This window comes from Enterobacter sp. DC1, assembly GCF_000568075.1.
Taxonomy (GTDB): Bacteria; Pseudomonadota; Gammaproteobacteria; order Enterobacterales; family Enterobacteriaceae; genus Enterobacter; species Enterobacter asburiae.
Genome location: NZ_AZUA01000005.1, coordinates 169,450 through 183,247, shown reverse-complemented (window position 1 = coordinate 183,247; position 13,798 = coordinate 169,450). Strand labels below are relative to the sequence as shown.

Here is a 13,798-nt window from a genome sequence, read left to right as displayed (position 1 = left end):
GCCTACGACGGAGTGCTATTTGCGACGTTTGTGATTGTCCATAAACGTCCATGCGATAAACCGGCTCTGTTTCTGGCCCTGCGCCATCTCTTTTTTCACCACCTTTACGGCGCCCGCTTCGGTCAGCGCGCGGTAGAGCGGCGGCAGGTTATCCCCGCGGGAAACCAGCGTCGTGAACCACTTAACCTGACGGCCAAAGTGCTTGCTTTCCGCAATCATGCGCAGGATAAACGCCACTTCGCCCCCGTCGCACCAGAGCTCCTGCTGCTGTCCGCCGAAGTTCAGCGCGGCGTCTTCAGCCTGACCCAGGTTACGGCGCTTGCGCTCGCTGCCCGCACGGGCCGATGCCGCCGAATCATGGAACGGCGGATTGCACATCGTGGCGTCATAGCTTTCGTTTTTGTGAATAATGCCGTTGAAGATCGACGCCGCGTCTTTCTGACGGCGCAGGCGAATGGCGCGGCTCAATCCCGGGTTAGCGCTGATAATCGCCTGGGCGCTGGCAAAGGCCTCGTCACCGATTTCGCTTCCGGTAAAACGCCACTGATATTCATGCGCCCCGATCAGCGGGTAAATCAGGTTCGCCCCGGTGCCAATATCCAGAATGGTGGCCTGCTGCGGAACGACACCCTCATTGCCTTCGGCAAGCAGGTCGGCAAGGTGATGAACGTAGTCAGCGCGGCCCGGCACAGGTGGACAGAGAAAGCCTTCCGGAATATCCCAGTGAGCCACACCGTAAAAATGCGCCAGCAGGGCTTTGTTCAGCATTTTAACCGCCTGCGGGTCAGCAAAGTTAACCGAGGGTTCACCCGCTGGGGTCTGAACAAGATAGTCCTGCAGCGGCGGGCAGCTCAGGCATAACGCGTTCATGTCGTAGCGGCTGCGGTGGCGATTTCGCGGGTGCAATCCCGGCTTTTGGGCAGTCATGGCATTCTCCTTTAAACAGCGGCGTAAGATACCCTTTGCAGGCCCAACGGTAAATCTTTCTCTGCGACGCTCAAAAACGCGCCATAAATCAAACACCTTTATGTCTATGATCCGTCAGCGAATTGTCAATTTATATCGTTCAAAAAATAAGCAGATCATCATCAAATATTTGCGCTAAGTCACATTCGTCAGGCTTCTAAACTTAAAGGGAATCACCTGTTGTTTCCTCATGAGGATGTGATTATGAAAAAGTACCTGACCCTTGCTGTTATCGCAGCCGCCCTGGCGACCGCGTCCTTCTCTGCCATGGCCGTTCAGTCCCTCACCCAGAGTACCGATACGAGCCAGCTACGTCCTGCAGGCACCGTTTCGGTAAGCCGTGCCAGCAACCTTGACGATCTCCAGGCTAAGCTCGCCGAAAAAGCCCGTCAGGAAGGTGCAAAAGGATTCGTAGTGAACTCCGCTGGCGGAGATAACCATATGTACGGCACTGCGACCATTTATAAATAACCTGTCTCTTCCACAAGACTGCATCTGCCCAACGGGTGCAGTTCTCTTCTCCCTTCGCCTTGATTGTTCATTTTTTAACCCCATAGTAAACGTATGGCCTAAACCGATTTCAGGAGGACGCTATGGCTTCCGGCTGGGCAAATGACGACGCTGTTAACGAACAGATCAACAGTACAATTGAAGATGCGGTTGCGCGTGCGCGCGGTGAAATTCCGCGCGGTGAAAGCCTAACGGAATGCGAAGAATGCGGAGAACCCATTCCGGAGGCGCGCCGAAAAGCCATCCCCGGCGTGCGGTTTTGCATTACGTGTCAGCAGCATAAAGATTCAAAAAACGCATCACACTCGGGATATAATCGCAGAGGTTCGAAGGATAGTCAGTTACGTTGACTTTGCTTTACCAAAGATAACCGAGCCCGCATGTTCCTTTACGCTCACGATTTTTAGCAAGACGCGTAGCAAAACGTGCCCTTGTTATCGCTTCTGTAAAGCGCATCCGCAAGAAGTGTAAAGCGGCACTTCGAATTTATTAATATTCAATAAGTTATTTGTCATTCAATTTTTTTGAGCAACCACGTCAATTCTCTTCGATTTTATCTCTCGCAAAATAACGTGATACTTATCACATCGACGGAACATCGTCCCCTTAACAGAAACACCTGCGAGAGATTAATTATGAAAACCATCAAATATGCTGTAGCTGCTGTTGCCCTGTCCGCTCTGTCTTTCGGCGCTTTCGCCGTAGAGCCTGTCTCTTCTACTCAGGCACAGAACATGAACAAAGTTGGTGTGGTCAGTGCTGATGGCGCCACCACCCTGGACGGCCTGGAAGCGAAACTGGCTGAGAAAGCCGCTGCTGCCGGTGCAAGCGGATACACCATTACCTCCGCTAACGGCAATAACAAGCTGAGCGGTACCGCGGTTATCTACAAATAATCGTCTGAATGAATGCTGTACCCTCGCCATACCCTCTGGTGAGCTGCTCCACCCTCATTGACCCTGTTGTTGTTACCCTTGCTTGCCCGTCCGCCACTGGACGGGCTTTTTTTTGTCTAAAACGCCTGCGCCACGCGTTCAAGCCCGGCCTGGACGGATTCCACTTCTCCGGTTGCCAGCAAACAGCATGCCATCTGAAGCTTGATCGAATGCGGAACAGGAACATTTCCGGCAAGGCACTGCTCAATCCAGTGGGCTGTAGTATGGGGATCTTTTGCCTCAGGCAATATCACACCGGTATTCTCTTCCCCGCGCTCAAGAATGGCGCGCGTGCCTGCAGAATCAATCAGCATCACCTGAGGGCAGCGCTGCGGGTTCGCATAAACCTCGCCTTCCGTGCCGTGCATCAGCAACGCCCTTCCGCCAATAGCCTCAAAGAACTGCCCCACGCGCGCCACGTATTCCGGGTGCGAGACGCTGGAGAGACGCAGGGCGGCATCTTCACCAAACGGCGTGGCCAGTTTCGCCAGCGTGTGCGCGCTGTTGCGCACGCCCATGCGCCAGCGCATATCGAGCTGCTTTTCCAGCTGCGGGCAGAGTGTGCCGACCGGGATATAAACAGGCTGGTGACCATCCAGCTTCGCCTGCGCCTGGCCGGCATGACGCGTTGGCTCAATGCCCAGCATCCCGAAAATGGTCTCCGTCAGCACGCGGGTGGGATCTTCGCTGACGCCGTGCACCACCACCGGAAACCCCAGCTTGTGTAACAGGATAGCGAGCAGCGGAGTTAAGTTTGCCTGCTTACGCGCGCCGTTGTAGCTCGGGATCACGATCGGCATCGGTTTTGCCACCGGCGGCGTTAAGCGCAGCGTTTGGGCCTGCATGGCCTCATAGAACCCGCGCATCTCCGCCTCACCTTCCCCTTTGATACGCAGCGCGATCAGGATACCGCCCAGCTCCAGCTCCGGAACCTCGCCGTTAAGCATGCGGGTGTAAAGCGCGCGAGCGGTTTCATGGTCCAAATCGCGGGCGTGGTTTTTGCCTCTGCCTACCTCTTTGATAATCTTGCGATAATCCACGGCATCACTCCTGAAAAAATCATCTTGTTAACAATATAGCCCTGTTGAATATCCGGAGGTTAGTTTTTTCTCCAGAATCAAGGTTCTGTTTTTATGACAAAAAAGACATGCTGGACTTATTCCAGCTAGTTGCGATTTCTACAGTAGATTCTTGACGCTTCATTATTTGTCTAAATAAAGAGTGGAAAGTCATTAAGGGTCACGATGAGATATCCAGCAAGGCAGCCTGTCACCGCGTATACATCGTCTCAGCAAATCCATTGCACGGTGGTTAGCGCTCTGGGGTTCGGCGTACGCTATATCCAAACGAGGACCGCAATTACCACAGGCCCCGCTATGTCTGGATCGGCCTTTACCTGCGCCCCTTAGCGCGGAGGCTTTTCTTGCGCCCGGCGGTCAGTTTGACCGGCTGTTTTTTTACTTCCGGCACCTCCGGCTGTTCGATCGGGAAGATCGGCAGCGCGTTCAGGAGCCGTTGGCCGTAATTTTTGGTGAGCAGACGTTTGTCATAGATCACCACCTCGCCCCAGCAGCCGTGGCTACGAATCAAGCGCCCGACCTGCTGAATCAGGTTAAACGACGCCGCGGGCAAACTCTGCACTTCAAACGGATAGCGGTTGAGGCTTTTCAGCCACTCCCCCTCGGTGATCACCACCGGGCTGTCGATGGGCGGGAAGGCGATTTTATGGATATGCACCTGCGTCAGGTAGTCGCCTTTCAAATCCAGACCTTCAGCAAACGACTGCAGCCCCACCAGCACGCTGCGCTCGCCGTTATCAATGCGCTTACGGTGGGTTTCCACCAGCCGGTAGCGAGGCTGATCCCCCTGCACCAGCAGGAGTAAACGCAGATCGGTGACGTGTTCGAGGAAGCGCTGCATCGCTCGCCCGCTGGCAAACAGCACCAGCATGCCGGGGTACTTTTTACTCTCGACCTGCTCGCGGAAGTAGGCCGCCATTTCCGCGATGTGCTGCTCCTCGTTGTCGATGAGCGGCTCGAATTTCATGCGCGGAATGACCAGCTTGCCCTGCTCGCAGTGGTTAAACGGCGAGTCCAGCGCCACGAAACGGTCGCCCGCTTTCTCTTTGAGCCCGCTCATCTCCTGCAAACGAGAAAAACTGTTCAGGGAGCGCAGCGTGGCCGAGGTGACAACCACGTGCGGCACGCTGCGCCAGATCAGCTTTTCCAGCTGATCGGCCACGCGGATGCCCACGCAGTGGAAAAAGAGGTGCACCTGCCCGTCCCGCACTTCGCGGGTCGCCCATTTGGTGACCGGCGCGCCGGACGCCTGCGCCATCGAGGCCAGCCGCCAGAGCTTGCTCTGCGCTTCGAACATCCCCAGCGCGCGGTTCATCTGCAGCAGAACGCGGTGCAGACGCACCACGTCATGCGAGCCGGTTTTCTCGCTGAGATCGTTTAAAAACATCTCCGCCAGCCCGCGCAGCTTTTCCAGATGCTTCGCCAGCTGCTGGCAGATCTCCATCACCTCTTCCGGAAGCTCACCCATCGCAAAGCGGTGTTCGGCTTCCTGGGTTGCCGGAAGATAAAGATTCAGGATGTTGTTCAGGGATGAAATGAGGCTATAGACCTCTTCACAGTGGTCGCTCAGCCGCTCGGGCACCGCCAGCGGCGGCGTGGTTTTAGGGCGGAACTGCTCCATGCAGGTCGTCACCAGCTTACAGAAGAGATCCAGCTGCAGGCGGAACCACGGGGCGGTGATTTCAGCGCTCATCTCCAGCGCATCCCGCGCCACGTCCGGCAGATGGTGGCCTTCGTCGAGCACCAGCAGCAGGTTTTTAGGCTCCGGCAGTACCGCTTCGCTCTCCAGCGCCGCCATCACCAGCGCGTGGTTAGCCACAACCACTTCCGCCTCCTGAATCTCGCGCCGGGCGACAAAGAACGGGCACTCGCGGTAGTAGTGACAGTTGCGGTTCAGGCAGCTGGCTTTGTCGGTGCTGAGCCTGCGCCACAGGTCGTCGCTGATGGCCTGGCTGGTGTGATCCCGCAGGCCGTCCCACTTATAGCCGTCGAGCTCGGCTTTGAGTTTTGCACACTGCTCCTGCTCGGCCTTATTGTTTGGCGTCAGCTCGTCATCCAGAAACGCGAGCAGATCCTGTTGATTCGGCTCGCTGCTGGCCAGCGCCGCCAGGTTACGCGGGCACACGTAACGCCCGCGCCCAAAGGCTGCCGTAAACCGCAGGTCGGGGATGATTTTGCGCAGCAGGGGTAAATCCTTGCTGAAGATCTGGTCCTGCAAGGCCACGTTGGCGGTGCTGACCACCAGCGTTTTGTCCTCTTCCCGCGCAATCGCGATGCCGGGAATGAGATACGACAGGGTTTTCCCGACGCCGGTCGGGGCTTCAATCGCCAGATGTCGTCCGTCGTCCCCGGCGAGCGTTTTTGCCACGTCAGCAATCATCTGCCGCTGCGGCGCTCGGGGGATAAAGTCGGGGATCTGCTGCTGTAGCGCCTTATACCATGCGCCTATTTGCGCCTTGAGCGCAGCGGTTAAAGCCATCGGAAAACCTGAAATACTGTATAAACAGCCACTATTGTGGCACTTTCTCTTCGCTGCCGCAAAAAGAAAAGCCCGGCTTTACGACCGGGCTTCCAGATTACTGCGGGTTAGCAGGCTTGCGCGGGCGGCGTCGACGCTGCCCTTCTCCTGCCGGTTTCCCTTCGCCGCTGCGCCACGGGTTTTCCCCCGCCGGTTTACTGTCGTTGTTACGACGCGGCGGTTTGCCGGATGATTTCGGCGCGCCGCCTTCGGCACGACGCGGCTGCTGACCGCGACCGCCGCCGCCCTGACCACGTCCACCGCCGCCCTGACGACCGTTCTGAATCGGCTCGGCTTTGATCGACGGATCCACTTCGTAACCCGGGGTTTCGATGCGCGGGATCTCTTTCTTCAGGAGGCGCTCGATGTCGCGCAGCAGCTTGTGCTCGTCCACGCAGACCAGAGAGAGCGCTTCACCGGTTGCCGCCGCGCGGCCGGTACGGCCGATACGGTGAACGTAATCTTCCGGCACGTTTGGCAGCTCGTAGTTCACCACGTGCGGCAACTCTTCAATGTCGAGGCCACGGGCAGCGATGTCGGTCGCCACCAGCACGCGGATATCGCCGGATTTAAAGTCCGCCAGCGCACGGGTACGCGCGCCCTGGCTCTTGTTACCGTGAATGGCGGCGCTACGAATGCCGTCTTTGTTCAGCTGCTCCGCGAGATGGTTAGCGCCGTGCTTGGTGCGGGTAAAGACCAGCACCTGCTGCCAGTTACCCTGACCGATCATCTGGGAGAGCAGTTCCCGCTTGCGCTTTTTATCCACAAAGTGAACGTGCTGCGTCACCTGCTCAGAGGCGGTGTTGCGGCGCGCCACTTCCACTTCCAGCGGGTTATGCAGCAGCTTTTCCGCCAGCGCTTTGATCTCGTCGGAGAAGGTCGCGGAGAAGAGCAGGTTCTGACGACGCGCGGGCAGCTTGGCCAGCACGCGACGAATATCGTGGATGAAGCCCATGTCGAGCATGCGGTCGGCTTCGTCCAGCACCAGAATTTCAATGCCATCGAGCTTCACCGCGTTCTGGTGTTCGAGATCCAGCAGACGGCCCGGCGTTGCTATCAGTACGTCCACGCCGCCGCGCAGCTTCATCATCTGCGGGTTGATGCTGACGCCACCGAAAACCACCAGCGAGCGAATGTTGAGATAGCGGCTATAGTCACGCACGTTCTCACCAATCTGCGCCGCCAGCTCGCGGGTTGGGGTCAGGATCAGGGCACGAACCGGACGACGGCCTTTGGCGTGCGGCTGGTTTTTTACCAGCAGCTCTAACAGCGGCAGCGTAAAGCCCGCGGTTTTACCGGTGCCGGTCTGGGCGCTGGCCATCAGGTCACGGCCCTGCAGGACGGCAGGAATAGCCTGCTGCTGGATTGGGGTTGGCTCAACGTAGCCCTGCTCTGCGATCGCGCGCAGAATTTCCGGGTTCAGGCCAAGGGAATCAAAAGACATAAAAACTCCGAACCGCCCCGACCATCACAGGTGTAGTTTTCAGGGAGATATAACGAATAGGGGAGGACAAAAACCACAATGTCGCGAAGGAGCGGAGTGTAGCAGCTTTTGTGACGTAGCGCATAAAATATCCCTCAGCGTTCCCTCGACGTTAGCGTGAATCAGGCATAATCTTAATCAATCGATTGATTAATTCTTAATGCCGCCATGAATACGACACCCACAACAACCAAAGGTGAACAGGCCAAAAATCAGCTTATCGCCGCCGCGCTGGCGCAGTTTGGTGAGTATGGGCTGCATGCAACCACGCGCGATATTGCCGCGCTGGCCGGGCAGAACATTGCGGCTATTACCTACTATTTTGGCTCAAAAGAGGATTTATACCTCGCCTGCGCCGAGTGGATCGCCGATTTTATCGGCACGCAGTTTCACCCGCACGTTGAGGAAGCCACCGCGCTGCTCGACCAGCCGTCGCCCGATCGCGCCGCCGTTCGCCAGCTTATTCTCAATGCCTGCCACGATATGATCCGCCTGCTGACGCACGACGATACGCTCAACCTGAGCAAGTTTATCTCCCGGGAGCAGCTCTCCCCGACCGTCGCCTACCAGCGGGTACACGATCGGGTGATTGAGCCAATGCACTCGCACCTGACCCGGCTGATCGCCGCCTATACCGGGCGGGACGCCAGTGATACCGAGACGGTTTTGCATACCCACGCCCTGCTGGGTGAAATCCTTGCCTTTCGTCTGGGCAGGGAAACCATCCTGTTACGCACCGGCTGGACACAATTTGATGAGGATAAAGCCGCGCAGATTAGCAAGGTGATCGCCTGTCACGTCGATCTGATCCTGCAAGGCTTAACGCAAAGGAGCCTGAAGTCATGAAAAAACCTGTCGCCATCATTCTGGTGGTTGTTGTTTTGCTTGCCGCTGGAGTCGGTGGATGGCTGTGGTATCAGAGCCATCAGGATAAAGGCCTGACGCTGTACGGTAACGTGGATATTCGCACGGTGAACATGAGCTTCCGCGTGGGCGGACGTCTCGCCTCGCTGAACGTGGACGAAGGCGATGCCATTAAAAGCGGGCAGACGCTGGGAATGCTGGATAAAGCGCCCTATGAGAACGCGTTGATGCAGGCCAAAGCGGGGGTGTCCGTCGCCCAGGCGCAGTATGACCTGATGCTGGCAGGCTATCGCGACGAAGAGATCGCCCAGGCCGCCGCCGCCGTTAAGCAGGCGCAAGCCGCCTATGACTACGCGCAGAACTTCTACGCGCGCCAACAGGGATTGTGGAAAAGCCGCACCATTTCCGCCAACGATCTGGAAAATGCGCGCTCGTCCCGCGACCAGGCGCAGGCAACGCTGAAGTCCGCGCAGGATAAATTAAGCCAGTACCACACCGGTAACCGCCCGCAGGATATCGCCCAGGCGAAAGCCAGCCTTGAACAGGCGCAGGCGCAGCTGGCTCAGGCTGAGCTGGATCTGCACGACACCACCTTAATCGCGCCGTCTGACGGTATGCTGATGACCCGCGCCGTGGAGCCGGGCAGCATGCTCAGCGCGGGCAGCACCGTCTTAACGCTATCCCTGACCCGCCCGGTCTGGGTACGCGCCTACGTTGACGAGCCGAACCTCGGCCAGATGCAGCCGGGCCGCGAGCTGCTGCTCTATACCGACGGTCGCCCGGACAAGCCGTATCACGGCAAAGTGGGCTTTGTCTCCCCCACCGCCGAATTCACGCCGAAAACCGTTGAAACACCGGACCTGCGTACCGACCTCGTGTATCGCCTGCGCATCATCGTGACCGATGCGGACGACGCGCTGCGTCAGGGCATGCCTGTCACCGTAAAAGTAGACAGCGGGGAACGACATGAATGACGCGGTTATTCAGCTCAACAATCTGGTCAAACGCTTCGCGGGAATGGACAAACCGGCCGTCGCGCCGCTGAACTGCACCATCCAGAAAGGCTACGTGACCGGGCTGGTCGGCCCGGACGGCGCGGGGAAAACCACGCTGATGCGGATGCTGGCGGGGCTGCTCAAGCCGGATGAAGGAAGCGCCAGCGTGCTCGGTCTTGACCCGATAAAAGACGACGGCGCGCTCCACGCCATGCTCGGCTATATGCCGCAGAAGTTTGGCCTGTACGAAGACCTGACGGTGATGGAAAACCTGAACCTGTACGCCGACCTGCGCAGCGTCACCGGCGAAACGCGACAGAAAACCTTCGCGCGTCTGCTGGAGTTTACCTCCCTCGGCCCGTTCACCGACCGGCTGGCGGGCAAGCTCTCCGGCGGGATGAAGCAGAAGCTGGGGCTGGCCTGCACGCTGGTCGGCGAGCCGAAAGTGCTGCTGCTGGACGAGCCCGGCGTCGGCGTTGACCCGATTTCCCGCCGCGAACTGTGGCAGATGGTGCACGAGCTGGCGGGCGACGGGATGCTGATCCTCTGGAGCACCTCCTACCTCGACGAAGCGGAACAGTGCCGGGACGTGCTGCTGATGAACGAAGGCGAACTGCTTTATCAGGGCGAGCCGACGACGCTGACGCAGAGCATGGCCGGGCGCAGCTTCCTGCTGCACAGCCCGCAGGAGTCCAACCGCAGGCTGCTGCAGCGGGTGCTCAGGCTGCCGCAGGTCAGCGACGGGATGATCCAGGGCCGCTCGGTGCGCATTATTCTCAAAAAAGAGGCCACCGCCGACGACGTTCGCCAGGCGCAAGGCATGCCTGAGATCGAGATGGAAGAGACCGCGCCGCGCTTTGAGGACGCGTTTATCGACCTGCTGGGCGGCGCGGGTACGTCAGAGTCGCCGCTTGCCGCCATTCTGCATACGGTGGAAGGCACGCCGGGCGAAACGGTGATTGAAGCCAAATCCCTCACCAAAAAGTTCGGGGATTTCGCCGCCACCGATAACGTCAATTTTGCGGTAAAACGCGGGGAGATTTTTGGCCTGCTCGGGCCGAACGGCGCGGGAAAATCGACCACCTTTAAGATGATGTGCGGCCTGCTGGTGCCGACGTCCGGCAAGGCGCTGGTGCTGGATATGGACCTGAAGGTCAGCTCCGGCAAGGCGCGCCAGCATCTCGGGTATATGGCGCAGAAGTTTTCCCTGTACGGCAACCTGACGGTCGAGCAGAATCTGCGCTTTTTCTCCGGCGTGTACGGCCTGCGCGGGCGGGCGCAGAACGAAAAAATCCGCCGCATGAGCGACGCCTTCGCCTTAACCAACATCGCCTCCCACGCCACCGACGAGCTGCCGCTCGGCTTTAAGCAGCGGCTGGCGCTGGCCTGCTCGCTGATGCACGAGCCGGATATTCTGTTTCTGGATGAGCCGACCTCGGGCGTTGACCCCATTACCCGCCGCGAGTTCTGGCTGCATATCAACAGCATGGTGGAAAAAGGGGTGACCGTAATGGTGACCACCCACTTCATGGACGAGGCGGAGTACTGCGACCGCATCGGGCTGGTGTATCGCGGCAAGCTGATTGCCCACGGTACCCCGGACGACCTGAAAAACCAGGCCGCCGACGATGAGGTCCCGGACCCAACCATGGAGCAGGCGTTTATCACCCTCATCCACGACTGGGATAAGGAGAATGCCCATGCGCAGTAATGCCCTTTCCTGGCGCCGGGTGCGCGCGCTGTGCGTTAAAGAGACGCGGCAGATCGTGCGTGACCCCAGCAGCTGGCTGATCGCGGTGGTGATCCCCCTGCTGCTGCTGTTTATCTTTGGCTACGGCATTAACCTGGACTCCAGCAAGCTGCGGGTCGGGATTTTGCTGGAGCAGCAGAGCGAAGAGGCGCTGGACTTCACTCACGCCATGACCGGGTCGCCCTATATTGACGCCACCATCAGCGACAGCCGGCAGGAGTTGATCCAGAAAATGCAGGCCGGAAAAATTCGCGGTCTGATCGTCATTCCGGTGGATTTCGCCGCCAATATGGCGCGGGCAAATACCGATGCGCCAATCCAGGTGATTACCGACGGCAGCGAGCCGAACACCGCCAACTTCGTGCAGGGCTACGCGGAGGGGATCTGGCAGCTCTGGCAGATGCAGCGCGCGGAAGACCGGGGCGAGACGTTTGAACCGCTCATCGACGTGCAGACGCGCTACTGGTTTAACCCCGCCGCCATCAGCCAGCACTTTATTATTCCGGGCGCGGTGACGATTATCATGACGGTAATCGGCGCGATCCTGACCTCGCTGGTGATCGCCCGCGAGTGGGAGCGCGGGACCATGGAGGCGCTGCTTTCTACCGAAGTGACGCGCGTCGAGCTGCTGCTGTGCAAGCTCATCCCCTACTACTTCCTCGGCATGCTGGCGATGCTGCTCTGTATGCTTGTCTCGGTCTTTATCCTCGGCGTGCCGTATCGCGGCTCGCTGGTGGTGCTGTTCTTTATCACCAGCCTGTTTTTACTCAGCACGCTGGGCATGGGGCTGCTCATCTCCACCATCACCCGCAACCAGTTCAACGCCGCGCAGGTGGCGCTGAACGCCGCTTTTCTGCCGTCGATTATGCTGTCCGGGTTTATCTTCCAGATAGACAGTATGCCTGCGGTGATCCGCGCCGTGACCTATGTCATTCCGGCGCGCTACTTCGTGAGCACGCTGCAAAGCCTGTTCCTGGCGGGGAATATTCCGGTGGTGCTGATCGTCAACACGCTGTTTTTAATGGCGTCGGCGGTGATGTTTATCGGGTTGACGTGGATGAAAACCAAACGGCGGTTAGATTAACACCGTGCAAATATTTCGCCCGGTGGCGCTACGCTTACCGGGCCTACGATTTGTAGGTCGGGTAAGCGCAAGCGCCACCCGACTGGAGGACGATGCGATGTTTCACCGATTATGGACGTTGATACGCAAAGAGCTGCAATCCCTGCTGCGCGAGCCGCAAACCCGCGCCATTCTGGTCTTGCCGGTGCTGATCCAGGTTTTACTGTTCCCGTTTGCCGCCACCCTTGAGGTGACCAACGCCACCATCGCCATTTACAACGAAGACAACGGCAAACATTCCGTCGAGCTAACGCAGCGTTTTGCCCGCGCGAAAGCCTTTACCCACATCCTGCTGCTGAAAAGCCCGCAGGAGATCCAGCCCACCATCGACACGCAAAAAGCGCTGCTGCTGGTGCGGTTCCCGGCGGATTTCTCCCGCAATCTGGATACCTTCCAGACCGCGCCGATGCAGCTGATCCTCGACGGGCGTAACTCCAACAGCGCCCAGATAGCCGCCAACTACCTGCAGCAGGTGGTGAAGGATTACCAGCAGGAGCTGATGGAGGGCAAACCGAAGCCCAACAACAGCGAGCTGGTGGTGCGTAACTGGTACAACCCGAATCTGGACTACAAGTGGTTCGTGGTGCCGTCGCTGATCGCCATGATCACCACTATCGGGGTGATGATCGTGACCTCCCTGTCCGTCGCCCGCGAGCGCGAACAGGGCACGCTGGACCAGCTGCTGGTCTCCCCGCTCGCCACCTGGCAAATTTTCGTCGGCAAAGCGGTTCCGGCGCTGATCGTCGCGACGTTCCAGGCCACCATCGTGCTGGGAGTCGGTATTTGGGCCTACCAGATCCCGTTCGCCGGTTCGCTGGCGCTGTTTTACTTCACGATGGTGATTTACGGGCTGTCGCTGGTGGGGTTTGGACTGCTGATCTCAGCGCTCTGCTCGACGCAGCAGCAGGCGTTTATCGGGGTATTCGTCTTTATGATGCCCGCGATTTTGCTCTCGGGTTATGTTTCACCCGTCGAGAACATGCCGGTGTGGCTACAGGATCTGACGTGGGTAAACCCGATTCGGCACTTTACGGACATCACCAAGCAAATCTATCTGAAGGATGCGAGTCTGGATATTGTCTGGGGTAGTTTGTGGCCGCTACTGGTGATTGCGGCCACGACGGGCTCAGTGGCGTACGCGATGTTTAGACGCAACATTGCGTAGCTTTTTCTCTTTGGTCAGCAGCGAGACGACCGCAGGCCCTGCGAGGATTGCCAGACCCGCCAGGGCCAGCAGCAGGTTGTTTTGCAGCACGCGCGACAGCAGCCAAAGCACGATCATCGCCGCACCAAAATACCAGGTGGTGGTGAGCTCTTCGAGCACATCACCCACCTCGCGCCAGCGCGCTTCATGGTGGCGCTGTAAGAACAGCATCGACAGCACGGTGACGCCATAAAGGACGCATAGCCCCAGGCCAACACGCACCAGCGTGCCGCTCATCCAGCCCATCACCAGTACGGCCACGACCAGTAAATGCAACATTATCTGCCAGCAACTCAGGCCAGTTGCGACACGAACACGTTGTTGCCACTTCATGGCTTCTCTCCTGAAGGATTTTTATCTGCTTAATCAGA

Annotated in this window: 13 protein-coding genes; 8 read left to right on the top strand and 5 right to left on the bottom strand. The window is 58.4% G+C overall.

All coding sequences use genetic code 11. The features are described 5' to 3' along the window. Window positions 1-15 precede the first annotated feature (15 nt). The gene (gene rlmF, locus P346_RS06285) at window positions 16-927 is read right to left on the bottom strand and encodes a 23S rRNA (adenine(1618)-N(6))-methyltransferase RlmF (protein ID WP_032661266.1); all 912 of its coding nucleotides are present in this window, start codon (window positions 925-927) and stop codon (window positions 16-18) included. Window positions 928-1,170: 243 nt separating this feature from the next. On the opposite strand from rlmF, the gene mcbA reads away from it, so the two are divergent. The 3 genes from mcbA to ybiJ all read left to right on the top strand — a co-directional run bounded on the left by mcbA (window position 1,171) and on the right by ybiJ (window position 2,372). Continuing rightward, the gene (gene mcbA / locus P346_RS06290; RefSeq protein WP_032661263.1) at window positions 1,171-1,437 is read left to right on the top strand and encodes a DUF1471 family periplasmic protein McbA; all 267 of its coding nucleotides are present in this window, start codon (window positions 1,171-1,173) and stop codon (window positions 1,435-1,437) included. A 122-nt stretch (window positions 1,438-1,559) separates the two neighbouring features. Continuing rightward, complete coding sequence (locus P346_RS06295) at window positions 1,560-1,826, top strand: DksA/TraR family C4-type zinc finger protein (protein WP_032661262.1); 267 nt, start codon at window positions 1,560-1,562, stop codon at window positions 1,824-1,826. Window positions 1,827-2,111: 285 nt separating this feature from the next. After that, the gene (ybiJ, locus tag P346_RS06300; protein WP_023310874.1) at window positions 2,112-2,372 is read left to right on the top strand and encodes a DUF1471 family protein YbiJ; all 261 of its coding nucleotides are present in this window, start codon (window positions 2,112-2,114) and stop codon (window positions 2,370-2,372) included. Window positions 2,373-2,488: 116 nt separating this feature from the next. On the opposite strand, the gene ybiB is transcribed toward ybiJ, so the two are convergent. From ybiB to rhlE, 3 genes are all read right to left on the bottom strand, one after another. After that, the gene (ybiB, locus tag P346_RS06305; RefSeq protein WP_032661259.1) at window positions 2,489-3,451 is read right to left on the bottom strand and encodes a DNA-binding protein YbiB; all 963 of its coding nucleotides are present in this window, start codon (window positions 3,449-3,451) and stop codon (window positions 2,489-2,491) included. Window positions 3,452-3,803: 352 nt separating this feature from the next. Next, window positions 3,804-5,969, bottom strand: a complete 2,166-nt coding sequence (dinG, locus tag P346_RS06310; RefSeq protein WP_032661258.1) for an ATP-dependent DNA helicase DinG — start codon at window positions 5,967-5,969, stop codon at window positions 3,804-3,806. A gap of 97 nt (window positions 5,970-6,066) precedes the next feature. Continuing rightward, window positions 6,067-7,452: an ATP-dependent RNA helicase RhlE gene (gene rhlE, locus P346_RS06315; RefSeq protein WP_029739818.1), complete on the bottom strand. Its 1,386-nt coding sequence runs from the start codon at window positions 7,450-7,452 to the stop codon at window positions 6,067-6,069. Window positions 7,453-7,659: 207 nt separating this feature from the next. On the opposite strand from rhlE, the gene cecR reads away from it, so the two are divergent. The 5 genes from cecR (at window position 7,660) to P346_RS06340 (ending at window position 13,388) form a co-directional block, all read left to right on the top strand. Further along, window positions 7,660-8,337 carry a transcriptional regulator CecR gene (cecR, locus tag P346_RS06320; protein WP_032661255.1) on the top strand — a complete coding sequence of 226 codons (678 nt, stop codon included), beginning with the start codon at window positions 7,660-7,662 and terminating at the stop codon, window positions 8,335-8,337. Next, complete coding sequence (gene hlyD / locus P346_RS06325; protein WP_032661252.1) at window positions 8,334-9,329, top strand: secretion protein HlyD; 996 nt, start codon at window positions 8,334-8,336, stop codon at window positions 9,327-9,329. Before cecR ends, hlyD begins: the two co-directional genes overlap by 4 nt. Beyond that, complete coding sequence (locus P346_RS06330; protein WP_032661250.1) at window positions 9,322-11,061, top strand: ATP-binding cassette domain-containing protein; 1,740 nt, start codon at window positions 9,322-9,324, stop codon at window positions 11,059-11,061. The genes hlyD and P346_RS06330 overlap by 8 nt, the downstream gene beginning before the upstream one ends. Next, entirely contained in the window at window positions 11,051-12,184 is a 1,134-nt protein-coding gene (locus P346_RS06335) for an ABC transporter permease (protein WP_032661247.1), read from the top strand. Before P346_RS06330 ends, P346_RS06335 begins: the two co-directional genes overlap by 11 nt. A 97-nt stretch (window positions 12,185-12,281) precedes the next feature. Continuing rightward, window positions 12,282-13,388: an ABC transporter permease gene (locus P346_RS06340; RefSeq protein WP_023310860.1), complete on the top strand. Its 1,107-nt coding sequence runs from the start codon at window positions 12,282-12,284 to the stop codon at window positions 13,386-13,388. Here P346_RS06340 and P346_RS06345 read toward each other — a convergent pair. Then, the gene (locus P346_RS06345) at window positions 13,350-13,760 is read right to left on the bottom strand and encodes a YbhQ family protein (protein ID WP_014883088.1); all 411 of its coding nucleotides are present in this window, start codon (window positions 13,758-13,760) and stop codon (window positions 13,350-13,352) included. The genes P346_RS06340 and P346_RS06345 overlap by 39 nt on opposite strands. Window positions 13,761-13,798: the final 38 nt, after the last annotated feature.